This is a genomic window from Pseudomonas sp. IT-P100 (assembly GCF_949767185.1).
GTDB lineage: Bacteria > Pseudomonadota > Gammaproteobacteria > Pseudomonadales > Pseudomonadaceae > Aquipseudomonas > Aquipseudomonas fluorescens_B.
In genome coordinates, this window is sequence record NZ_CATKQK010000022.1 from 639,604 (window position 1) to 660,653 (window position 21,050).

Here is a 21,050-nt window from a genome sequence, read left to right on the forward strand (position 1 = left end):
GTGGCTTCAGTCTAGAGTGGTTTTTTCTGCGGATAAGCGCGCTAATAGGCAACCTTTGGTTTTCAAATGGAAACAATCCATGAGCGAGATGGATGATCTGGCGGCGTTTGCGGTGTTGATCGAAGCGGGCAGTTTCACCCTGGCGGCGCAGCAACTGGGTTGCAGCAAAGGCCAGTTGTCCAAGCGCATCAGCCTGCTGGAGACGCGGTTTTCGGTGGTGCTGTTGCAACGCACCACCCGCCGCTTGAGTCTGACGGCGGCAGGCGCGGCGCTGTTGCCGCAGGCTCAGGCCTTGGTGGTGCAAGTGGAAAGGGCGCGCCAGGCATTGGCACGGTTGAAGGACGACATGGCCGGGCCGGTGCGGATGACGGTTCCGGTCTCGTTGGGGGAAACCTTCTTCGATGGCTTGTTGCTGGAGTTTTCCCACCAGTACCCCGAAGTGCAGATCGAACTCGACCTCGACAACAACTACCGTGATTTGTCCCGGGACGGTTTTGATCTGGCGGTGCGTTCCGATGTGGGCAATGACGAGCGTCTGGTGGCGCGGCCGCTGTTGGCCTGGCACGAACTGACCTGCGCCAGCCCGGCCTACCTTGAGCAGCACGGCGAACCGCTGACGCCGCAGGCACTCGCCGAACATCAGTGTTTACTCAACAGTCACTACAGCGGCCGTGAAGAATGGTTGTATCACCAGCAGCACGAGTTATTGCGCGTGCGGGTGTCGGGACCGTTCGCCAGCAACTACTACAGCCTGTTGAAGAAAGCCGCATTGGGTGGCGCGGGTATTGCGCGTCTGCCGTCCTACCTGCTGCAAAAGGAATTGGCTGACGGGCGTTTGCGCTGGCTCCTGCGTGACTATCAGACACGTCGCATGCCAATGTACCTGGTGCATCCGTATCAGGGTGGGTTGCCCAAGCGCACGCAAGTGCTGGCGGATTATTTGATTGGGTGGTTCAAGCGCAGTGGGGAGGCACTGGACAGGCTTTAACGATAATGTCTGCCTCCCACAAGGGGCTTCATTGTTGGTGAGATTGTGCCAGGCATAAAAAAACGGCCCGCAGGCCGTTTTTTGTTTACCGCAAACGCTTAACCACCAAGGTACGCTTCGCGCACTTTCGGGTCGGTCAGCAGCGCTTCGCCGGTGCCTTGCATCACCACCCGGCCATTCTCCAGAACGTACGCGCGGTCAGCGATTTTCAGCGCCTGGTTAGCGTTCTGCTCCACCAGGAACACCGTCACGCCATCCTTGCGCAGTTGCTCGATGATGTCGAAGATCTGCTGGATGATGATCGGTGCCAGGCCCAGCGATGGCTCGTCGAGCAGCAACAGCTTGGGCTTGCTCATCAGCGCACGGCCGATGGCGAGCATTTGCTGTTCGCCGCCGGACATGGTGCCGCCGCGCTGGGCAAAGCGTTCTTTCAGACGTGGGAAAAGTCCGAGAACCTTTTCCATCTGTTCCTGATAATCGCCCTTGTTGGTGAAGAATCCGCCCATGGACAGATTCTCTTCCACGGTCAGACGGGCAAACACCCGACGACCTTCCGGTACGACCGCAATGCTTTTACGCATGATCTGCGACGAGTCCTGGCCGACGAGCTCTTCGCCCATGTAGCGGATGCTGCCGCTGTGGGCTTGCGGCGAACCGCAGAGGGTCATCAGCAGGGTCGACTTGCCGGCACCGTTGGCACCGATCAGCGTCACGATCTCGCCCTGACGGACTTCGACGTTGACGCTGTGCAGGGCCTGGATCTTGCCGTAGAAGGTGGAAACGTTTTCGAATTGCAGCATTTACGCTTCCCCCAGGTAGGCTTTGATCACTTCAGGATTGTCGCGGATCTGTTCCGGCGTGCCGTCGGCCAGAGGCGTGCCCTGGTTGATCACGACGATGTGGTCGGAAATGCTCATGACCAGTTTCATGTCGTGTTCGATCAGCAGCACGGTGACGTTGTGCTCTTCACGCAACATGCTGATCAGCGCCTTGAGGTCCTCGGTTTCCTTCGGGTTCAGGCCGGCGGCCGGTTCGTCGAGCATGAGGATCCGCGGACGGGTCATCATGCAACGGGCGATTTCCAGGCGGCGTTGCTGACCGTAGGCCAGGGTGCCGGCCGGGCGGTTGGCGAACGCCGTGAGGTTGACCTTGTCCAGCCAGAACTCGGCGAATTCCATCGCCTCGCGTTCGCTCTTGCGGAACCCCGGCGTCTTGAACAGACCGGACAGGAAGTTGGTGTTCAGGTGACGGTGCTGCGCGATCAAGAGGTTCTCGACCGCGGTCATGTCCTTGAACAACCGCACGTTCTGGAAGGTTCGCACCACGCCTTTGAGGGCGATCTTGTGGCCGGGCAGGCCTTCGATCGGCTCGCCGTCCAGCAGGATGCTGCCGCCGCTTGGTTTGTAGAAACCGGTCAGGCAGTTGAACACGGTGGTCTTGCCGGCGCCGTTGGGGCCGATCAGCGCAACCACCTGTTTTTCCTTCACGGTCAGGGCTACGCCGTTGACCGCCAGCAAACCGCCGAAGCGCATGCTCAGATTTTCGACTTTAAGGATCTCGCGGCTCATTTGCGCAGCTCCATGTGAGGACGTTGCATGGGCAGCAGGCCTTGAGGTCGCCAGATCATCATCAGCACCATCAAGGCGCCGAACATCAACATGCGGTACTCACTGAACTCACGCATCATTTCAGGCAGCAGGATCATCACCACGGCCGCGAGGATCACGCCCAGTTGCGAGCCCATGCCACCCAACACGACGATGGCGAGGATGATCGCCGATTCGATGAAGGTGAAGGACTCCGGCGTCACCAGACCCTGACGGGCGGCGAAGAAGCTGCCGGCGAAACCGGCGAAGCTGGCGCCCAGGGTAAAGGCCGACAACTTGATGACCGTAGGATTGAGACCCAGTGCACGGCAGGCGATTTCGTCTTCACGCAACGCTTCCCATGCGCGACCGATCGGCATGCGCAGCAAGCGATTGATGACGAACAGGGCGCCGAGGGCCAGCAACAGCGCAACCAGGTAGAGGAAAATCACCTTGTTGATCGAGTTGTATTCCAGGCCGAAGTACTCGTGGAACGTCTGCATGCCTTCGGCTGCTTTACGTTCGAAGGTCAGGCCGAAGAACGTTGGTTTCTCGATGTTGCTGATGCCGTTCGGGCCACCGGTGAGGCCGGTGAGGTTACGCAGGAACAGACGGATGATTTCACCGAATCCCAAGGTCACGATCGCCAGGTAGTCACCGCGCAGACGCAGGACCGGGAAGCCGAGCAGGAAGCCGAAGGTGGCCGCCATCAGGCCGGCGATCGGCAGGCAGATCCAGAAGCTCAAGCCGTAGTAATGCGACAGCAGTGCATAACTGTAGGCCCCGACGGCGTAGAAACCGACGTAACCGAGGTCGAGCAGGCCGGCCAGACCGACCACGATGTTCAGGCCGAGGCCGAGCATCACGTAGATCAGCACCAGGGTGGCGATGTCCACCGCGCCGCGAGAGCCGAAGAACGGCCAGACCAGGGCACCGGCGATCAACGCAATGATGATCCAGCGCTGGGTGGTCGGCAGGGTCAGGAAGTTACTGGCTTTGGCCGGCATCAACGGCATGTTTGGCGAAGAGCGCCAGGCCGAGCTGATCTGCTGATCGAACAACACCCGCAGGAACATCAGCACAGAGCACACGGCTATGGTGATCAGCGTTGCAGTGCTGGTGCCGTGGACTTCCAGGTTGATACCGACGATGGTCAGTTTCAGACCGAGTACCGGGTAGGCAACCGCCCACACCAGCAAGGCGCTGAACAACGCCTGTTTAAGATTCCTAGTCATACTTTCTCAACCTCCGGACGGCCCAGCAGGCCGGTTGGCCGGAACAACAACACCAGAACCAATAGACCGAACGCCACGACGTCCTTGTACTGGTCGCCGAAGATATCGGCACCGAAGGCTTCCGCGACCCCAAGCACCAGCCCGCCGAGCATGGCGCCCGGGATGCTGCCGATACCGCCCAGTACCGCTGCGGTGAAGGCCTTGAGGCCGACGAGGAAACCGGCGTTCGGGTTGATCACGCCGTATTGCATGCTCAGCAGCACGGCGGCGATGGCGGCCAGTGCGGCACCGATGACAAAGGTCAGGGCGATGATGTTGTTGGTGTTGATACCCAGCAGGTTGGCCATCTTGATGTCTTCTGCGCAGGCGCGGCAGGCGCGACCCAGGCGAGAGCGGGAGATGAACAGCGTCAGGCCGACCATGGCGACCAGCGTCACCACGAACACCACGATTTGCATGTAGGAAATCAGCACTTCATGTGCGCCACCTGGCCCGATGGTGAAGTTGCCGGGGATCAGGTTGGGGATGGATTTGTCCTTGGAGTCTTGCGCCAGCAGAACCGTGTTCTGCAGGAAAATCGACATGCCGATGGCGGAAATCAGCGGGATCAGACGGTTGCTGCCGCGCAAGGGGCGGTAGGCGATCCGTTCGATGCTGTAACCGTAGGCACTGGTCACGACAATGGTCGCGAGGAAAGCGGCGGTCATCAACAGCGGAACACTGTCGAGTCCCATCATGGCCAGCCCGGCGATGGCGATGAACGCCACGTAGGAGCCGATCATGTACACCTCGCCGTGGGCGAAGTTGATCATTCCAATGATGCCGTAAACCATCGTATAGCCGATGGCGATCAGGGCATACGTGCTGCCAATGGTCAGACCATTAACCAGCTGTTGGAAGAAGTGATAGATGTCAGGCATTACAGCGCTCCTAAAAACCTGATACGCATTTCACTGGTGGAGTCATTTTCCCGCTCGAGCCCCGTGGATCTGCATCCACTTCGAACGCGAGGTTTGCCAGCGAACCGCTGATGACGGTTTTGAGATTTTCAGGTGGGGAGACTGGCGGATCACGCCAGCGCGGCCCAATACGTTCGTAAAACAAAGCCCACGGCACGCCGTGGGCTTTATTGGCAGTCAGTCAGGCAACGCCTTACTGAGGCTTGGCTTCAGTTTTTGGTTTGCCGAAGTGCCACTCGTAAACCACAAATTTGAAGTCTTTCAGGTCGCCCTTGTCGTCGAAGCTCAGGTCGCCGGTAGGCGTCTTGAAGGTGCCTGCGTGGATGGCAGCAGCCACTTTGGCGGTGTCTTCGGACTTGGCAGCCTTGATGCCTTCAGCGATCACTTCCACAGCCGAGTAGGCCGGGAATACGAACGGACCGCTCGGGTCTTCTTTCTTCGCTTTGAAGGCGTCAGCCAGGGCAACGTTGGCCGGATCCTGGTCGAAGGATTTCGGCAGGGTGACCAACAGACCTTCGGAAGCATCCTTGGCGATCTGCGAAATGGAGTCGTTACCCACGCCTTCCGGACCCATGAACTTGGCTTTCAGGCCTTTTTCCTGGGATTGACGCAGGATCAGGCCCAGCTCAGGGTGGTAGCCGCCGTAGTAGACGAAGTCGACGTTGGCTTGCTTGAGCTTGGCGATGATCGAGGAGAAGTCCTTGTCGCCGGCGTTAATGCCTTCGAACACGGCGACCTTGGTGCCTTTCTTCTCGAGGGTCTGTTTAACGGCGGTGGCGATGCCTTCACCGTATTGCTGTTTGTCGTGCAGGACAGCAACGATTTTCGGTTTTACGTGATCGGCAATGTAGTTACCGGCGGCAGGGCCCTGGGCGCTGTCCAGACCGATGGTGCGGAACACCATTTTGTAACCACGGTTGGTGATGTCCGGGCTGGTGGCAGCCGGGGTGATCATGATCACGCCTTCGTCTTCGTAGATGTCCGAAGCCGGTTGAGTGGAGCTGGAGCACAGGTGACCGACCACGAACTTGACGCCGTCGTTGACGACCTTGTTCGCGACAGCCACAGCTTGTTTTGGATCACAGGCGTCATCGTACTCAACGGCTTCGAGTTTCTTGCCGTCTACGCCGCCCTTGGCGTTGATTTGTTCGATGGCCATTTTGGCGCCACTGAACTGCATGTCGCCGTATTGGGCTACAGGACCGGTCTTAGGGCCGGCGATGCCGATCTTGATGGTGTCAGCTGCGAACGAATGGCTGGCAACCCCGGCCAGAACCATAGCGGCAAACAGTTTGGAAATCTGCTTAGTAGCCTTAGTCATAGTGCTCCACTCTTACTGTTGTAGTTTTTATAGTCCTGGCGCCGTAGCAGCAGAACCGGGTCAGATATCTTCGACATCCTCCGGAAAATGCCCCCGGCAACTGTACCGGTACAGTGTAGAGCGCCGATTGTTAGCCTGGGAAGCTGGCGCCAGGGGGCAAAATCAGGGGGTGTCGCTTTTTTGAAAGAAAAAGACAGAATTGCGGCGGGGGCTTCAGCTGAAATATCAGCAATCCTTGGCTTTCCTGCAGTTTTCAATCGGCGACTCAATTGCTTCCGGGTTTTTCTGCCAGACCACCAACGTTATCATCCACGTCGATTTCTTTTCCGGACAGGACCCATGACTCAAGAACCTAGCACCCTCTATGCCAAGCTGCTTGGTGAAACCGCATCTATTACCTGGAAAGAGCTGGAGCCGTTCTTCGCCAAGGGTGCCCTATTGTGGGTCAGTCCTGAGCTGGATTTGATTGCGGCGGCGGAGGCTGTAGCGACCGATGACGGTGAGAAAGTGGCTGCCTGGCTGGCCGCCGACGAGGTCGCCAAGCTGCCTGAAACGCGGGCGCTGGATCTTTTTGAACGTGACCCGGAGCTGTGGGCAGTGGTGGTTTCGCCGTGGATTATGATCCAGGAAAGGGCGACGAAGTGAATCTCTGCACCGAATGAGTGCGCGAGTTCGCCGAACAAAAGTGTGTAGCCGAGTAGCGTGATGGCATGTTGCCGTAGAGAAAGGCCACAGGCGTGGCCAGCATCACGGTGACGTAAACGTAACGGGAACAGTTTATTGAGCAGCCGATGGGCTGCTTAATTGTTTCTGGATGTTGGATTTCGCGGTGAATGTGCCGCCGCCATCGCGAGCAGGCTCGCTCCCACAGTTAACCGCGTTTCTTCAGAAGAAATGCGATCCCTGTGGGAGCGAGCCTGCTCGCGATTGGGCGCGACGCGGTTTTAGAAGGTTTTACCAGTATGGTTATTGAGCGAAATAACCTTGGTCTTGCCGATCCGGTGACGGTAGATCTCGCGCAGATACTTGATCGCCTTCTTCACGCAATCACGCGACAGCCGAATGTCGTTGATCGAGACAAACTTGTCCTTGTCGTTGATCAGCTCGCGGTACTTCTTCTCGTACATCGGTTTGATCGCATACCAGTTGGTATCGAGGATCTTCGCCGGGTTTTCGAACTCGTTGAGCAAGTCGTCGATCAGGTCTTCGTCGAACTCTTCATTGATGATGAAGTCCAGGATCGAGTTATCCAGCGTATCGTCGAAGCGGTACGGGTTCTTCGCGAAGCAGCGCTTGATGAACGCGACGATCAGCGTCAGGAAATCGTCCGACAGGCACGGGCTCTTGGCGATCAATGTGGTCAGCGACAAGTTGGCCGACGCGCCGATCACCAGCGCGTAGCGCTTGAGCGTGGTGTTCGGGAACAGGCTGTTGAGGTGAGTCTTCAACCGGTTCAGGTCCATGTAGGACAGTTTGTAGTCTTTGGGCAGGGACACGATCGAGACCACCGACGAGCAGTTCTTGAAGAAGTGCAGGTCGTGCAACGCGGCCGCGTCATAACCGGAATTCTTGTACTGCTCCAGCGACGCCCGATAGCGCTTGGATTCGATCGGCAACAGGCTGATGCCTTCGATGGCCTGGGTGACTTTATTGAAGTGCGGCAGGTCGATGGAGCGGAAGAACAGGTCATCGATGTTCAGGCGCTGCGGTTCTTTTTCGAACACCTTGAACTTGTCGCTGCTCGGTGGCGGCGTTTCCGGTACCACGGATTCGGCGTAGGCAATCGCCACCGGGCCAGCCAGACTCATGAACAGGTCGTTGGCGTCGAGGCGAATGGTCTCGCCGATGTCGATGCCGGCGCGACGGAAATAGTTCTGGTCGTAGTCGGTCGTGACCGCCTGCGCCGTCAGGATGTTGAAGATCTGCTGCGAGATGTACTGGTTGGCGTGCTTTTCCATCGCGTTGACGTCGATGTTCTGGATGTTGCCGTCATCGCTTTCTTCGGCATACCGCATGATGTCGTTGGAGATCAGCATCATGGCGTTCCATGGGCGGATACGACCCATGACGCTCGCTTCGCTGCTGTCTTCGTTGGCGAAGTTGTAGGAGAAGTCCCACTCTTCCGACAGGTATTTGCACAGCAGACGACCGGCGTTGATGTGCAGCGCCTCGGACATTTCACTGCGGTGATCGGAAATGTTCGGCAGTACGCAAATGCCGCTGGTGAAGATCGGTTCGAAGACGAAGGAATGACCGCTCTTGCCGTCATGCTCGTCCATCGGTTTGGTGTCGAACGTCTTGTTCATGTACGAGTGCTGCTGGGCCAGGCCGAATTCCGACGCCATGCCCGAACCGGTACCGCCGCCGGCACTGAAGATCGAGAAATACAGGCGCGACTGGTTGGCCTTGATACCGCAGCTGTCGATCAGGTACGAGTGAATCATCTTCCAGTCAGGGCTGGAAAAACGCTGGGTGTCCTTGTTCAGGATGATCTTGGCCAGGTACTGGCCGAGGATCGGCGCGTTACCGGCACCACCGGCGTGGACTTCCGACAAGTCCATGATTTTCATTTTGCTGTAGTCGCGCAGGAAGCCGCTTTTTTCGCCCTTGCGCGAGAAGCGGATACGACCGGCGATGTCTTTGTCCAGGTCGCCGAGCATCACCAGCGGCTCGACCAGGAACACCGGTTTGGTGGCCTTGTTCGTCCCCAGGCGCAGGTTGTTGCGGATCCACTGGGCCGGGCTGTAGCCCTTTTCGGCGTAGCGTTTGTCCGGCGACAGGCGGTCTTCGTTGTTGAATTCGTTGAGGTAGAACTTGCGCGCGTTGTACACCAGCTCCGCGACGTCCAGCGCAATGTTCGAGCCGCAGCGACCGAGGCCGATCAGGCACACTGACGGGAATTCCTGGTCGCTGTGTTGCTCGTTATCGCCTTCCAGGTGCGGCGGGCGCGGGAATACCAGGTCGCGCAGGCCGTCGAGGTTATCGAGGATGCGGTCGGTGTTGGTTTCGGTGAAGTACAGGTATTGCTGAGTCGCCAGCGGGCGCGACGGCGTCAATGGCTTCGACGGTGCGGGGCTGTTCGCCGCGGGGCTCAGCGTCAGATCGGATATCGCAGTGGCCGGATTGTTTTTGGAAGTCATTGTGCGCCATGTACCTGGGCTGGTCGGTCGGGCGACTACTGTCGTCGAACCGTCACGGATGGGTTCTCGCGTCTTGTTTTCAGCGCGTCATTGGCCCAAGCGTCAGGGGGTGGCCTGAGCATCACTCGGGGGAATCCTTTCCTTAGTCATGATGAATCGGCCAATATTTGGCGATCTTTAATCGAAAAGAAGGCCAAATGATGTCAACGCTACCTTCGTTGGGTTTTGCCGGGATCGGCCTGATGGGTTTGCCGATGTGTCGGCGCTTGCTGGCGGCGGGTTATCCGCTGGCGGTGTGGAACCGTAATCCGGACAAGTGCGCGCCTTTGGTAGAAGCGGGAGCGCGGCAGGTGAAGACGCCCGCCGAACTCTGTCGGCACGCGGAGGTGGTGATGCTGTGTCTGGCGGACACGCCAGTGGTGCGCGAGGTGGTGTTTGGTCCGGGCGGGATTGCCGAGGGTGGGAAAAGCGGCCAGCTGTTGGTGGATTTTTCCAGCCTGGAACCCACCGCGACGCGGGAAATGTCAGCGCGGCTGGCCAGCCAGACCGGCATGAGCTGGCTGGACGCTCCGGTGTCCGGCGGTGTGGTCGGCGCCGAGGCCGGTAGCCTGGCCATCATGGTGGGCGGCGAAGCGGCGGACCTTGAGCGTGTCAAGCCTGTACTGCTGAACCTCGGCCAGCGCGTCACCCATATGGGCGCGGTCGGGGCGGGGCAGGTGACCAAAGTCTGTAATCAGATGATTGTCGCTTGCAACGCCCTGGTCATCGCCGAAGTGGTGGCGCTGGCCGAGCGTTCCGGTGTGCAGGCCAGCCTGATCGCCGAAGCCCTGGCAGGTGGTTTTGCCGATTCCCGACCCTTGCAGATCCTCGCCCCGCAAATGGCCGAAAGCCGCTTCGAACCCGTGAAATGGCACGTGCGCACGCTGCTCAAGGACCTTGACACCGCGGTGAAATTTTCCCGTGAACAGGGCTCGGCCACGCCAGTCAGCGGATTGGCTGCGCAACTGATGCGCCTGCATGGGGCTCAGGGCTTTTTGCAAAAGGACCCGTCAACGTTAGTGCAGCTGTACCGCGAGCCAGATTCAAAGGAGTGAACCCGCGCGTATGTTTGCGTTGGTTGATCTCGTCCAGCACAGGACGCAACTCCGTCAGCGGCACCGGGCGACTGAGCAGGAAGCCCTGCACGAAATCGCAGCCGTTGCGCTCCAGAAACGCGAATTGCTCGGGGGTTTCGACGCCTTCGGTGACGACCTGCAAATGCAGCGTGTGGGCCATGACGATGATCGCCTGGACAATTTCCATGTCCTGGGTCGCATTGGGGATGTCCTGAAGGAACGAGCGGTCGATCTTCAGCGTGTTGAGCGGCAGGCGCTTGAGGTAAGCCAGCGATGAGTAGCCGGTGCCGAAATCGTCGATCGACAGCGAAACGCCGAGGGCGCGAATCTGGCGCAGTAACACCAGCGTCTCGGCGATGTTGTTCATCAGTGCGTTCTCGGTCACTTCCAGTTCCAGGCGCTGCGGCGCAATCCCGGTTGCCCACAGTGCCTGTTCGATTTCAGTGGCCAGCTCTTCACGCGCCAGGTTCAGGGGCGAGCAGTTCACCGCGATATGCAGGGTTTCACAGCCTTCGCGCGACAATGTGGCCAAGTCCTCACAGGCTTTGCGCAGGACCCAGTTGTCCAGCTCGGCGATCAGGCCGTTGGCCTCGGCAATGGCAATGAAGCGGTCCGGCGCCAGCAGTCCGTGAACCGGATGTTGCCAGCGGACCAGTGCTTCAAGCTTGCTGACCTGGCCGGTTTTCAGGTCCTGGACGGGTTGGTAGTGGAGCACCAGCCCGCTGTTTTCGCTGAGGGCCTGGCGCAGCTCTTCTTCTAGCTGCAATTCCAGCGTGGCACGGGTTTTCAGGTTTGAGCTGAAGAAATTCAGACCATTGCGACCGTTGCCCTTGGATTGGTACAGCGCCAGGTCGGCGTGTTTGAGCAGTTCTTCGCAAGTGGTGCCATCGTCGGGAAACAGGCTGATACCGATGCTGGTGGTCATCACCATGCGCCGCCCTGACAGCTCGATCGGCTCCTTCATTTTCAGCATGATGCGCTGGGCCATGTGCCGTGCTTCTTCGCGATCGCGCAGACTGATGAGCAGGCAGAACTCGTCACCACCGAAGCGCGCCACCACATTTTCGTGGCCGCGTACCGAACCCTTGATGTGCTGGGCCAGGACTTTAAGCAGTTCATCGCCGGCATCATGGCCGAGGCTGTCATTGATTCGCTTGAAGTGGTCGATGTCGAGAAACATCACCGCCAGCATGCCGCCTTCATTGGTTTTCTGGAGCAGCCTTTCGGCGAAGATCTGGTTGAAGCCTCGCCGGTTGATCAGGTTGGTCAACGCGTCATAGTTCGCCACGTGTTGCAGCGACAGGCGCGCCTGGTCCAGTTGGCCGAGCAGCGTGTTGACCCGTTGCAGGTCGCGTTCCTTGTACTGCAGTTTCTTGTCCGCCAATGCCGCGCTGATGCTGCTGCCGATGATCAGCAACGTCATCACCGCCACCGTCAGCCCCAGTTGCAGGTGATTGTTGTCACCGGGCAGTGTCAGCGGGCTGCCGGTTGGCAGCACCAGGTTGAAGGCGGCCATACCGGTGAAATGCATGCTGATAATGCCTGCCCCGAGTACCAGGCTGGCGCTGAACTTGACCAATTGATGGGTCGTGCCAGAGCCATCGCGCAGGCGACTCGACAGCAACAGTGCCGCGAAGCTGGCGGCAATGGCGATCACGATGGAGAGGGTGAACAGCGCCGGCTGGTAATAGGTCATCGCATTCGAACGCATGGCCGCCATGCCCACGTAATGCATGGTGGCGATGCCCAGCCCGATGCAGATCGAAGCCTGGGCGTATTGCCAGATGTTCAGGTGAGGGTGACTGAGGATGAGCATCGCCAGCCACGAGGCGGACAGTGCAATCAGCAGAGAGGCAATGGTGATGGGCAGTTCGTAGTTAATCTCGACGGGCGCCTGAAACGCCAGCATGCCGATGAAATGCATGGCCCAGATCCCGCCTGCCAGGCAGGCGGAACCCACCCAGCGCCAGAGTCGTTGAGAGGCGGGATTTTCCGAATGACCGACTCGCTCGGCCATGTCCAGTGTGGCGAAACCGCCCACGCAGGCGACCAGATAGGCCAGTAGCACCAGAAAGGGGTCATGTGTGCAATTGAGGAAAACCTGCCCGTTTGCGGTCAGCTCGGTAATAAAACGCAAACCAAGCCACTCCATAGCATTCCTCGTCTTGTCCTGGCCGCGTCATGCACGCTGGCGAATGCTTGGGAGTATAGAACTCATAGAAAGGCCGCAAGCCGTAGTGGCATATTGATTTCGATCTTTTTGGAATGAGTTTTGGATTGCTTAGACATAAATTGTTGCATGCACCGCGCCGGGTTCCATGGGGCGGTATCAGCTTTACGAATAATTACAGACAGCTCTGGCGGGCCTGACTAGATTGCAGGTTCCGGGCTCGGATGCATCGGCAGTGAAGCCCCAATAACAATAAAAGAGACGGACCCATGCAGAACTCGACCCAAGCGGCGAATGCCTGGCGCATTCTGTTCCTGCTGTTCCTGGCCAATCTGTTCAACTTCTTCGACCGCACCATTCCCGCCATCATCATCGAGCCGATCCGAATGGAATGGAGCCTCAGCGATTTTCAACTGGGGATCATCGGGACTGCATTCACCATCGTCTACGCAATTGCCGGCCTGCCTCTGGGGCGGATGGCCGATACCGGCTCGCGGGCCAAACTGATGGGCTGGGGCCTGGCAGCGTGGAGCGCGCTGACCGCCGTCAATGGGCTGGTGGGCAGTTTCTGGAGTTTCCTGATCGTGCGCATGGGCATCGGGATTGGTGAAGCCAGTTATGCACCCGCCGCCAATTCATTGATCGGCGACCTGTTCCCGGCCCATCGCCGCGCGCGTGCGATGGGCATTTTCATGCTGGGCTTGCCACTGGGCCTGCTGCTGGCGTTCTTCACCATCGGCTGGATGGTCAAGGCATTCGATAGCTGGCGTGCACCATTTTTCATCGCGGCAGTGCCGGGGCTTGTCCTGGCGATCTTCATGTTTTTCATCAAGGAGCCGAAACGCGGCGCGGCCGAAAGTGTGCAGGTTTCGCAGGAGCGTGTGGACCGGCCGATCCGCCGGGTGCTGGCGGTGCCGACCTTTCTATGGCTGGTGATGGCGGGGTTGTGTTTCAACTTCGCCACCTATGCCTGCAACTCCTTCCTGGTGCCGATGTTGCAGCGTTATTTCCTGATGCCCTTGCATGAGGCCGCCGTGGCAACGGGCGTCATCGTCGGTGTGACGGGGCTGTTCGGCCTGACGTTGGGTGGTTGGGTCGCGGACAAGATTCACCAGCGCGTGGCCAATGGACGACTGCTGTTTGCAGCGTTCAGCCTGATCATCTCGACGGTGTGTACGGCTTGGGCGTTGCATGCGGGACGGATCGAAATCGGGGTATTCGTGGCGGTGTTCAGCGTCGGCTGGTTATTTGCCTACAACTTCTATACCTGCGTCTACACGGCGATTCAGGACGTGGTCGAACCTCGCCTGCGGGCGACGGCCATGGCGTTGTTCTTTGCCGGGTTGTATTTGCTCGGCGGTGGATTGGGGCCGGTGGTGGTGGGCGCTCTGTCCGATCACTTTGCGCACACGGCCATGCTGGCGGCTGGTGCCGGGCAGATGACCGAAGCGTTCAAGGCCGTCGGGCTGCATGACGCGATGTACCTGATCCCGGTAGCGCTGTTCCTGACGATGGTGTTTCTGTTTCTGGCATCGCGGTGTTTTGTGCGGGATGCGAAGCGGATGAAGGAAGGGTTGGTGGCGGTGGTTGAGCCCGGGGTTTCTGCTGTCACCGCATAACAGGAGCGAACAGAAAACCTGTGGCGAGGGAGCTTGCTCCCGTTGGGGCGCGAAGCGGCCCTGAAATCTCAACGCGACGACTGCTTCGCAGCCGAGCGGGAGCAAGCTCCCTCGCCACAATGGTTTGTCTCGAAGCATAAAAAGGCCCGCATCGCTGCGGGCCTTTTTGTTTATCGGTGGAGCAGGGGACTTAACCCGCCACCAACACCCGAATCGCTTCCAGTCGCAACGCAGCCTTGTCGAGCATGGCCAGGCCTTGCTCGCGCTGTTTGCGCAAGGCAACCAGTTCGCTGTCGCGTACGGTCGGGTTGACCGCTTGCAACGCCGTCAGGCGTGCCAGTTCTTCGTCGGTGTCGGCCGCCAGGCGACGCTGCGCCTCAGCCACACGCTCGGCGTGACGCGGGAAGATCTTCTCTTCACCGGCGTTGATCCGTGGCGTCAGCTGATCGCGCTGGGCCTGGATGAACTTGTTGGCGCTGGCGCGCGGCACGCTTTCCAATTGATCGTTCAGGGTTTCGAACGAGACCCGGGCCGACAGGTCGTTGCCATTGGCATCGAGCAGGCAGCGCAGCGCGGCCGGCGGCAGGTAACGGCCCAGTTGCAGCGAGCGCGGCGCAACCACTTCGCTGACGTAGAGCAACTCCAGCAACACGGTGCCAGGTTTCAGCGCCTTGTTCTTGATCAGTGCCACGGCGGTGTTGCCCATCGAACCGGACAGCACCAGGTCCATACCGCCCTGCACCATCGGGTGTTCCCAGGTGATGAACTGCATGTCTTCGCGAGACAGTGCCTGGTTGCGGTCGTAGGTGATGGTCACGCCTTCGTCGTCGCCCAGCGGGAAGCTGGCGTCGAGCATTTTTTCACTCGGCTTGAGGATCAGCGCGTTTTCCGAATGGTCTTCGCTGTCGATGCCGAAGGCGTCGAACAGGGTTTCCATGTAGATCGGCAGGGCGAATTGATCGTCTTGCTCAAGAATGTCCTCGACCAGCGCATCCCCTTCGCCAGCGCCGCCGGAGTTGAGCTCCAGCAAACGGTCACGGCCGGTGTGCAGCTCGGCTTCCAGACGCTCACGCTCGGCGCGGGCTTCGTCGATCAGCGCTTGCCACTCGCCATCGTCGGCGTTTTCCAGCAGCGGCAGCAGGCGCGGGCCGAACTGGTGCTGCAGGGCGTTGCCGGTCGGGCAGGTGTTGAGGAACGCGTTCAGTGCTTCGTGATACCACTGGAACAACCGCTCTTGCGGGCTGGTTTCCAGGTACGGCACGTGCAGTTCGATGATGTGCTTCTGGCCGATCCGGTCGAGACGACCGATCCGCTGTTCCAGCAGGTCCGGGTGCGACGGCAGATCGAACAGCACCAGATGGTGCGAGAACTGGAAGTTGCGACCTTCACTGCCGATTTCCGAGCAGATCAGCACTTGCGCGCCGAACTCTTCGTCGGCGAAGTAAGCGGCGGCGCGGTCACGCTCGAGGATGTTCATACCCTCGTGGAATACCGTGGCCGGGATGCCGGAGCGCACGCGCAGGGCGTCTTCCAGGTCCATGGCGGTTTCGGCGTGGGCGCAGATCACCAGCACTTTGGTGCGCTTGAGCATCTTCAGCGTATCGATGAGCCACTCGACGCGGGGGTCGAATTTCCACCAGCGTTCTTCTTCGTTGGCGTCCGGCTGGGCCTGGAAGCTGACTTCCGGGTACAGCTCGGCGTGATCGCCCAGCGGCAGTTCGAGGTATTCGTCGGGGCAGGGCAGCGGGTACGGGTGCAGTTTGCGTTCCGGGAACCCTTGCACCGCGGCGCGGGTATTACGGAACAGCACGCGGCCGGTGCCGTGGCGGTCGAGCAGTTCGCGGACCAGACGGGCGCTGGCTTCGGTGTCGCCATCGTTGACGGCGGTCAGCAGCGCTTCGCCTTCGTTGCCGAGGAAGCCGTGAATGGTCTTGTGCGCTTCAGGCGACAGGCGTCCTTTTTCCAGCAGCTCCTGAACGGCTTCGGCGACCGGGCGATAATTTTCGCTCTCGGCGCGGAAAGCGTGCAGGTCATGGAAACGGTTCGGGTCAAGCAGGCGCAGACGGGCGAAGTGACTGTCCTGGCCCAGTTGTTCCGGGGTTGCGGTCAGCAGCAATACGCCAGGAATGACTTCGGCGAGTTGTTCGACCAGCGAGTATTCCGGGCTGGCCTTGTCTTCGTGCCACACCAGGTGGTGGGCTTCGTCGACGACCATCAAGTCCCAACCGGCGGCAAACAGCGCGTCCTGAGCCTTCTCGTCTTCCACCAGCCATTCCAGCGCAACGAGTGCGAGCTGGGTGTCTTCGAACGGGTTGGCGGCATCGCTTTCGATGAAGCGTTCTTCGTCGAACAGCGCGACTTGCAGGTTGAAGCGGCGGCGCATCTCCACCAGCCACTGGTGCTGCAGGTTCTCTGGCACCAGGATCAGTACGCGGTTAGCGCGGCCCGACAGCAGTTGGCGATGGATCACCAGACCGGCTTCGATGGTCTTGCCCAGACCCACTTCGTCCGCCAGCAGGACCCGCGGCGCAATGCGGTCGGCCACTTCACGGGCGATGTGCAACTGGTGCGCGATCGGTTGCGCACGCACGCCACCCAGGCCCCAGAGCGAGGATTGCAATTGACGGCTGGTGTGTTCCAGCGTGTGGTAGCGCAGGGAGAACCAGGCCAGCGGGTCGATCTGCCCGGCGAACAGACGGTCGCTGGACAGACGGAACTGAATGAAGTTCGACAGCTGGGTTTCCGGCAGGGTGACCACTTCGTTCTGTGCGTTGAGGCCGTGGTAGACCAGCAGGCCGTCGACGTCGTCGACTTCCTGGACAGTCAGTTTCCAGCCTTCGAAGTGAGTGATCGAGTCGCCCGGCGAAAACCGCACGCGGGTGAGGGGCGCATTCCGTAGCGCGTACTGGCGAGTGTCGCCAGTGGCCGGATAGAGCACGGTCAACAAGCGGCCGTCCTGTGCCAGAACGGTGCCCAAACCCAGCTCGGCTTCGCTGTCACTGATCCAGCGTTGCCCCGGTTGATACTGCTGCGCCATGCTGCCTGACTCCCACCTTGAAAAAGCGGGCTATCTTAACGGAATCGGCCCTCCAGACCAAAAGGTTTACGGCGTAGGAGCTGTCGAAGGCTTCGATTTTTTGATCTTGGGGAACGCTTGAGTTCTATGTTGTCCGATAAAGATCGTAGCCTGCGGCAGCTCCTGCAAGTGCCAATCAGGTCACAGTTTGCGACCGATGGCTCAAGTCGCCATCCCCGCAGCCGACAGCCTGCTCACAGGAGACAACTAATTATGCTGCCACCGATGCTCCCATTGAGTGCCGTGCCGATCACTTCCCAGCACGACCCGATCCGCCAGCGCCCGGATATTCCGCCCGTTGTGCCGGTGCAGGAAAGCTCCAACGAAAGCACGATCGATCTGCAACAGCGCGACCCGGAAGAAGCGGCATTTCAGCTGCGCGAGGAACAGCGCCGCAAGCAGGAACAGCAACGGCGTCGTCGTGAAGCCGATGAAGATCCTGATGTGCATCTGGCCATTCCTGGCACCGAACTCAACGCCGACAACACCGTGCCGGTCGCGCCGCTGATTGAAGACGAGCCGCGCCAGGGCTTGTGGGTCGACATTCAGATCTAAGCCTTGGAGAGTTGGTTGAGAGCGTTCAGCAATACCTCCATTTCTTCTTCGGTGTTGAGGTGACTGACGGCAATCCGTGCGATGCTTTCCAGTCCTCTTGCCTGCATGTCCAGTGGCGTATAGGCCACTCCATTGGCGCCGATGTTGATCCCCCTCAGCGCCAGTTGCTGCTTCAAATCGACACTGTCCCAACCCTTGAGCGTGAAGGCGATCAGGCCTGATTGCTGATCGGTGTCCCCCAGGTTGTGCAGCGTCAGCCCGCTGATAGTGCCGAGGCGTTCGCACAGGTGCCGACACAGCCCATCGATCCGCTGACGAATGCGGGTCGCTCCCAGCCGGTTGAATTCCTCCAGCGCATTGGCCAATCCCGCCAGCAAGGCCACCGACACTTCGCTGGTTTCAAAGCGCCGCGCATCGTCGCGCACGGAAAAGCTTTCGCCGTCCCAGGGGGCGGACAGCACGTCCAGATGGCCGGGCACGAGTCGTTCGAGGAACCCCTGCCTGACATACATCAGCGCCGTACCTCGCGGACCACGAAGAAATTTGCGCCCGGCGCCCTTGAGCACATCGCAGTTCAGCGCCTGCACATCGCAGGGCAGTTGACCGAGTGCCTGGCCTGCGTCGATGAAGTAGGCAATCCCGTGCTGTCGCGCCACGGCGCCAATGGCCTCGGCCGGGTTGATCAGGCCGCCATTGGCCGGGAGCCAGGTCAGCGCGATCAGCTTTACCTTCGAGTCGATCATCTGCTTGAGGGCAGGGACGGATACCGCGCCTGCCTCATCGCAGGGAATCACTTCAAGCCGCGCGCCCGCGCTGACGGCCCGGGCCATGCAGGCCAGGTTGCCGCCCCATTCATGGCGCCCGACAAGAATCCGGTCGCCGACCCGCCATGGCCCCAACGCATTGAACGCCATACCCCACGCCGCCGAGCCGCTGCTGGCGAAGGCGATGCTTTCAGTGTTGGCGTTGAGCAATTTCGCGGCCGCGTGGCGGGCGCGGGCCTGGATGCTCTGGTCGGCGGCTTCCATCGGGCCGCCGGTGGCTTCGCGCTGCAACTGCTCGATCATCGCGTCGAGGGTGCCCTGGCTGGGCAAGGAAGCGCCGGCATGGTTGAAGTGAATCACGCTGTAGCAACCCGGTGTAGCCGCGCGCAAATGCTCCACCTCGGCACGATTCACGGCCGCAACTCGAATATTGCGTCGATTTCCACCGCCACGCCGCCCGGCAGGCTCGATACACCCACGGCCGTGCGTACATGCCGGCCTTTCTCGCCGAGAGCATTGACCAACAGATTGGACGCGCCATTGGCAACCGCGCCGTGTTTCTGGAAGTCAGGAGCGCTGGCGATAAACACGCCCAGGCGGATGATGCGCACCAGTTTCGCGAGGTCATCGTTCAGCGCATTGCTGAGTTGTGCCAGCAGGGCCAGGGCAGCGAGTTCGGCGGCGTTAGCCCCCTCTTCATCGGAGATCGATTCGCCAAGTCGCCCGATGAACGCTGGTTTGCCGTCCTGCAAAGGAATCTGCCCGGAAATGAACAGCTGGTTCTGGCTGACCACATGATTGACGTAGTTGGCAATGGGCTGGCTCGGCGTCGGCAGGCACAGGCCCAGTTGCTGGACGCGGTGGGCGAGTGAATCGGTCATGGTGAGTCCTCCTGAATGAAGGCTTCAGCATGTTTGCGTCCGGGGAGCGCGACAAACGGATAGATCTAATTCGACGTATTCAAATAACTCATGCATGGGCCATTTCATACAGCCATTCACCGAAACATTCCGCTGCGTCGCTGGCAGGCCGATCGGGAGTGACCAGCCAATAACCGATTTCGCTGATGAAGGGCGGGGTGTCGAAAGCATCTACCAGCGCACCTTCCTTCAGTCGGCGTTCGATCAAATGACCACGACCCATGGCAATGCCCTGACCGGCCACGGCGGCTTCGACGACGATGTTGTAGTCGTGGAGCATCACGCTGGGGTAGTGGCTGAGGTCGATGCCATTGCGCGCGCTCCAGTCAGTCCACTCGAACGGTTGAAGGGATTTGGCCATCAGTAACGGGCCGATGCCGGTGCCCTGGGTTTTGAATGCGGGACTGCAAACCGGTGCCAGTGTTTCTGCCATGAAGCGGCGAGCCCGGACTTTCGGCCAGCCGCCCTTGCCATAACGAATCGCCAGGTCAACTTCGCCACCGCCAACGTCGGACAGTTCTACCGAAGGCAGCAGCTCGACATGGATGTGTGGATAGCGCGCGTTAAAGTCGGCCAGACGCGGCACCAGCCACAACGTGGCAAATGACGCGAGGAGGCCGATGCGCAGGGTGGTTTCATGATGATCGTTGCCGCGCAGTCCGCGGGTGGCCAGGGCAATGGATTCCAGGGCTGGCTGAATCTGCCGGTAGTACGCTTCGCCGGCTGGCGTCAGATCGATGGCCCGGGTGCGGCGGATAAACAGCCGCTGATTCAGATACTGCTCCAGTTTCTGCACTTGATGGCTGATTGCACTTTGGGTCACCGACAACTCATCGGCGGCCTTGATGAAGCTCAAGTGGCGAGCCACGGCCTCGAAGGCGCGCAGGGCCATCAAGGGCGGCAGATCCTGGTGCAATTCCACGGCGCGGGTCCTTTGGGTCCATCGCAAAAACGCGATTGTGCGGTGAAAAAACCGCTTCGGTACATATTTTGTTAAGTCGTCGTTACGCGAGTGACTGGTCAGCGCCGGCGCCAGACCGCATTATTGGCGCAATCCTGTCGAGCGATGCGGCAGTGTAATTTTCCTTCACGCGATGCACTGAACACCATGAGCCAAGACGACAAGCTGATCGACCTTAACGCCGAACGCGCCAAGCGAATTCACGACCTCAACGACAAACGCCTGAATGAAGTGCGCCAGGCATTCGAGCAAGCGATGCCTTTGGGTAAAGCGAAGAAAAAGCCGAAAAACAAACCGAAAAAGCGTTAATCCCCCTGCATCTGTTGATGTAGATCAGTTTTCCCCCTCCTTTGCGCCCTGTCTCGGGCGATATTGACCTCGATCAATTTTCTCTCCTGCCTGATTGGTTAACTTAGCCCCATCGCAACAGGGCAAGTCCAGGAGGCCAGTCATGTTTTTCGACAACGTGGTGATCGCCGGAGTGCTGACAGTCGGCCTCATGGTTCTGTTTTTTGCAGGGTTTGGATTTTTTATCTGGAAGGACTCGCACAAGCGGAAAAAACCGTAGGTCTTTCTTGATGCAATGAGCACGCAAGGCATTTTGGGCAACTTCGGTTGCCCTTTTTTTTGCGTGCGGGAAA

General features: G+C 59.6%; 18 protein-coding genes. 7 read left to right on the plus strand and 11 right to left on the minus strand.

Features of this window, described 5'->3' with window-relative positions; translation table 11 throughout:
* The first annotated feature begins 79 nt into the window (after positions 1-79).
* A complete protein-coding gene (locus ACM6IQ_RS19145) occupies positions 80-988 on the plus strand; it encodes a LysR family transcriptional regulator (RefSeq protein WP_414879550.1) in 909 nt (302 codons plus the stop codon).
* A gap of 98 nt (positions 989-1,086) precedes the next feature.
* Here the strand turns inward: ACM6IQ_RS19145 and ACM6IQ_RS19150 are convergent, their stop codons facing one another.
* The 5 genes from ACM6IQ_RS19150 to ACM6IQ_RS19170 form a co-directional block, all read right to left on the minus strand.
* On the minus strand, positions 1,087-1,788 hold the full coding sequence (locus ACM6IQ_RS19150; protein ID WP_017336819.1) for an ABC transporter ATP-binding protein: 702 nt from the start codon (positions 1,786-1,788) through the stop codon (positions 1,087-1,089).
* Complete coding sequence (livG, locus tag ACM6IQ_RS19155) at positions 1,789-2,556, minus strand: high-affinity branched-chain amino acid ABC transporter ATP-binding protein LivG (RefSeq protein WP_017336820.1); 768 nt, start codon at positions 2,554-2,556, stop codon at positions 1,789-1,791.
* Positions 2,553-3,809, minus strand: a complete 1,257-nt coding sequence (locus ACM6IQ_RS19160; RefSeq protein WP_017336821.1) for a high-affinity branched-chain amino acid ABC transporter permease LivM — start codon at positions 3,807-3,809, stop codon at positions 2,553-2,555. Before ACM6IQ_RS19160 ends, livG begins: the two co-directional genes overlap by 4 nt.
* A complete protein-coding gene (gene livH, locus ACM6IQ_RS19165) occupies positions 3,806-4,729 on the minus strand; it encodes a high-affinity branched-chain amino acid ABC transporter permease LivH (protein ID WP_017336822.1) in 924 nt (307 codons plus the stop codon). The genes ACM6IQ_RS19160 and livH overlap by 4 nt, the downstream gene beginning before the upstream one ends.
* A gap of 232 nt (positions 4,730-4,961) precedes the next feature.
* The gene (locus tag ACM6IQ_RS19170) at positions 4,962-6,089 is read right to left on the minus strand and encodes a branched-chain amino acid ABC transporter substrate-binding protein (RefSeq protein WP_017336823.1); all 1,128 of its coding nucleotides are present in this window, start codon (positions 6,087-6,089) and stop codon (positions 4,962-4,964) included.
* A 339-nt stretch (positions 6,090-6,428) separates the two neighbouring features.
* On the opposite strand from ACM6IQ_RS19170, the gene ACM6IQ_RS19175 reads away from it, so the two are divergent.
* Positions 6,429-6,734, plus strand: a complete 306-nt coding sequence (locus tag ACM6IQ_RS19175) for a DUF2288 domain-containing protein (protein WP_414879551.1) — start codon at positions 6,429-6,431, stop codon at positions 6,732-6,734.
* 299 nt (positions 6,735-7,033) lie between these two features.
* Here ACM6IQ_RS19175 and ACM6IQ_RS19180 read toward each other — a convergent pair whose 3' ends face one another.
* The gene (locus tag ACM6IQ_RS19180) at positions 7,034-9,229 is read right to left on the minus strand and encodes a hypothetical protein (RefSeq protein ID WP_414879552.1); all 2,196 of its coding nucleotides are present in this window, start codon (positions 9,227-9,229) and stop codon (positions 7,034-7,036) included.
* Between the two features lie 197 nt (positions 9,230-9,426).
* On the opposite strand from ACM6IQ_RS19180, the gene ACM6IQ_RS19185 reads away from it, so the two are divergent.
* On the plus strand, positions 9,427-10,323 hold the full coding sequence (locus ACM6IQ_RS19185) for an NAD(P)-dependent oxidoreductase (RefSeq protein WP_414879553.1): 897 nt from the start codon (positions 9,427-9,429) through the stop codon (positions 10,321-10,323).
* Here ACM6IQ_RS19185 and ACM6IQ_RS19190 read toward each other — a convergent pair.
* Positions 10,214-12,496 carry a putative bifunctional diguanylate cyclase/phosphodiesterase gene (locus ACM6IQ_RS19190; protein ID WP_414879554.1) on the minus strand — a complete coding sequence of 761 codons (2,283 nt, stop codon included), beginning with the start codon at positions 12,494-12,496 and terminating at the stop codon, positions 10,214-10,216. The two genes, ACM6IQ_RS19185 and ACM6IQ_RS19190, sit on opposite strands and share 110 nt — an antisense overlap.
* A 287-nt stretch (positions 12,497-12,783) precedes the next feature.
* Here ACM6IQ_RS19190 and ACM6IQ_RS19195 point away from each other — a divergent pair, with 287 nt between their 5' ends.
* Positions 12,784-14,133: a spinster family MFS transporter gene (locus ACM6IQ_RS19195; RefSeq protein WP_017336829.1), complete on the plus strand. Its 1,350-nt coding sequence runs from the start codon at positions 12,784-12,786 to the stop codon at positions 14,131-14,133.
* Positions 14,134-14,323: 190 nt separating this feature from the next.
* Here the strand turns inward: ACM6IQ_RS19195 and rapA are convergent, their stop codons facing one another.
* Positions 14,324-17,170: an RNA polymerase-associated protein RapA gene (rapA, locus tag ACM6IQ_RS19200; RefSeq protein WP_414879555.1), complete on the minus strand. Its 2,847-nt coding sequence runs from the start codon at positions 17,168-17,170 to the stop codon at positions 14,324-14,326.
* Positions 17,171-17,422: 252 nt separating this feature from the next.
* Between rapA and ACM6IQ_RS19205 the strand changes: the two genes are divergently transcribed.
* On the plus strand, positions 17,423-17,764 hold the full coding sequence (locus ACM6IQ_RS19205; RefSeq protein ID WP_017336831.1) for a hypothetical protein: 342 nt from the start codon (positions 17,423-17,425) through the stop codon (positions 17,762-17,764).
* Here ACM6IQ_RS19205 and ACM6IQ_RS19210 read toward each other — a convergent pair.
* From ACM6IQ_RS19210 to ACM6IQ_RS19220, 3 genes are all read right to left on the minus strand, one after another.
* A complete protein-coding gene (locus ACM6IQ_RS19210) occupies positions 17,761-18,942 on the minus strand; it encodes an aminotransferase class V-fold PLP-dependent enzyme (protein WP_414879556.1) in 1,182 nt (393 codons plus the stop codon). The genes ACM6IQ_RS19205 and ACM6IQ_RS19210 overlap by 4 nt on opposite strands.
* Complete coding sequence (locus ACM6IQ_RS19215; protein WP_414879557.1) at positions 18,939-19,409, minus strand: RidA family protein; 471 nt, start codon at positions 19,407-19,409, stop codon at positions 18,939-18,941. The genes ACM6IQ_RS19210 and ACM6IQ_RS19215 overlap by 4 nt, the downstream gene beginning before the upstream one ends.
* Positions 19,410-19,497: 88 nt before the next feature.
* The gene (locus ACM6IQ_RS19220) at positions 19,498-20,370 is read right to left on the minus strand and encodes a LysR substrate-binding domain-containing protein (RefSeq protein WP_017336834.1); all 873 of its coding nucleotides are present in this window, start codon (positions 20,368-20,370) and stop codon (positions 19,498-19,500) included.
* 186 nt (positions 20,371-20,556) lie between these two features.
* On the opposite strand from ACM6IQ_RS19220, the gene ACM6IQ_RS19225 reads away from it, so the two are divergent.
* Both ACM6IQ_RS19225 and ccoM read left to right on the plus strand, forming a co-directional pair.
* On the plus strand, positions 20,557-20,718 hold the full coding sequence (locus ACM6IQ_RS19225) for a hypothetical protein (RefSeq protein WP_007998358.1): 162 nt from the start codon (positions 20,557-20,559) through the stop codon (positions 20,716-20,718).
* A gap of 142 nt (positions 20,719-20,860) precedes the next feature.
* The gene (ccoM, locus tag ACM6IQ_RS19230) at positions 20,861-20,977 is read left to right on the plus strand and encodes a cytochrome c oxidase subunit CcoM (protein ID WP_007906619.1); all 117 of its coding nucleotides are present in this window, start codon (positions 20,861-20,863) and stop codon (positions 20,975-20,977) included.
* Positions 20,978-21,050: the final 73 nt, after the last annotated feature.

Bases quoted from the DNA above. Each gene is read 5' to 3' on its own strand.
- ACM6IQ_RS19150 (WP_017336819.1), bottom strand. From the start codon at position 1,788: ATGCTGCAATTCGAAAACGTTTCCACCTTCTACGGCAAGATCCAGGCC.
- ACM6IQ_RS19205 (WP_017336831.1), top strand. From the start codon at position 17,423: ATGCTGCCACCGATGCTCCCATTGAGTGCCGTGCCGATCACTTCCCAG.
- livG (WP_017336820.1), bottom strand. From the start codon at position 2,556: ATGAGCCGCGAGATCCTTAAAGTCGAAAATCTGAGCATGCGCTTCGGC.
- ACM6IQ_RS19145 (WP_414879550.1), top strand. From the start codon at position 80: ATGAGCGAGATGGATGATCTGGCGGCGTTTGCGGTGTTGATCGAAGCG.
- ACM6IQ_RS19215 (WP_414879557.1), bottom strand. From the start codon at position 19,409: ATGACCGATTCACTCGCCCACCGCGTCCAGCAACTGGGCCTGTGCCTG.
- ACM6IQ_RS19170 (WP_017336823.1), bottom strand. From the start codon at position 6,089: ATGACTAAGGCTACTAAGCAGATTTCCAAACTGTTTGCCGCTATGGTT.
- ACM6IQ_RS19190 (WP_414879554.1), bottom strand. From the start codon at position 12,496: ATGGAGTGGCTTGGTTTGCGTTTTATTACCGAGCTGACCGCAAACGGG.
- ccoM (WP_007906619.1), top strand. From the start codon at position 20,861: ATGTTTTTCGACAACGTGGTGATCGCCGGAGTGCTGACAGTCGGCCTC.
- rapA (WP_414879555.1), bottom strand. From the start codon at position 17,170: ATGGCGCAGCAGTATCAACCGGGGCAACGCTGGATCAGTGACAGCGAA.
- ACM6IQ_RS19175 (WP_414879551.1), top strand. From the start codon at position 6,429: ATGACTCAAGAACCTAGCACCCTCTATGCCAAGCTGCTTGGTGAAACC.
- livH (WP_017336822.1), bottom strand. From the start codon at position 4,729: ATGCCTGACATCTATCACTTCTTCCAACAGCTGGTTAATGGTCTGACC.
- ACM6IQ_RS19195 (WP_017336829.1), top strand. From the start codon at position 12,784: ATGCAGAACTCGACCCAAGCGGCGAATGCCTGGCGCATTCTGTTCCTG.
- ACM6IQ_RS19160 (WP_017336821.1), bottom strand. From the start codon at position 3,809: ATGACTAGGAATCTTAAACAGGCGTTGTTCAGCGCCTTGCTGGTGTGG.
- ACM6IQ_RS19225 (WP_007998358.1), top strand. From the start codon at position 20,557: ATGAGCCAAGACGACAAGCTGATCGACCTTAACGCCGAACGCGCCAAG.
- ACM6IQ_RS19180 (WP_414879552.1), bottom strand. From the start codon at position 9,229: ATGACTTCCAAAAACAATCCGGCCACTGCGATATCCGATCTGACGCTG.
- ACM6IQ_RS19185 (WP_414879553.1), top strand. From the start codon at position 9,427: ATGATGTCAACGCTACCTTCGTTGGGTTTTGCCGGGATCGGCCTGATG.